Consider the following 591-nt stretch of genomic DNA (forward strand, 5'->3'; position numbering starts at 1 on the left):
AATCCCATGTAGGATAGGAACCGCAAGTTTTCCTTGATAATATGTTTTAGTGATATCGTCTAATGTAATCATTTTTCTTTCACTTCCATTTCGTCATATATATTGTTGGAAGGATTTTTAACAACCTTTTGTCCCACTGTCGTGCCTTCAATAATCTCAGTCCAATCTCCATCAGTTGCTCCTTTCTTTACATTTTGCTTACGAAGTTTTCCTTTCTCCTCGATGTAAACAAATAAATCATCGTCTTCTCCTACAATACTTATACTTGGTACAGCTATCATCTTTTTGTCCCCTAAATTGACTTGTAAAGAAACATGATAACCTGGAAATAAACCGTCTTGACTATCAAGACTTGCTTTATATGTATATTGAGACATATTTTGATTTCCCTCACTAACGGCTTGAGTCGCCTCCGCACTCGTTGGGAACTCACTTACCTCTGTAATCTTACCTGTCCACTTCTTCTTATTATTTGCTTTCGCTGTTACAGTGAATGTTTGATCCTTTTGAATTTGTGACTTCTGAAGCTCAGTTAACGTACCTTGAACTTGGAATGGGTCTTTAGAAGCTACTTGTAAAAACGATTTTCCT

Annotated in this window: 1 protein-coding gene; it reads right to left on the reverse strand. The window is 36.4% G+C overall.

Features of this window, described 5'->3' with window-relative positions:
* Positions 1–68: 68 nt before the first annotated feature.
* Positions 69–591 (reverse strand): efflux RND transporter periplasmic adaptor subunit (locus tag ACCC84_RS23890; protein WP_371902438.1); only part of this gene is annotated, 523 nt, incomplete at its 5' end.

This window comes from Serratia odorifera, assembly GCF_041448735.1.
In the GTDB taxonomy this organism is placed as follows: domain Bacteria; phylum Pseudomonadota; class Gammaproteobacteria; order Enterobacterales; family Enterobacteriaceae; genus Serratia_F; species Serratia_F odorifera.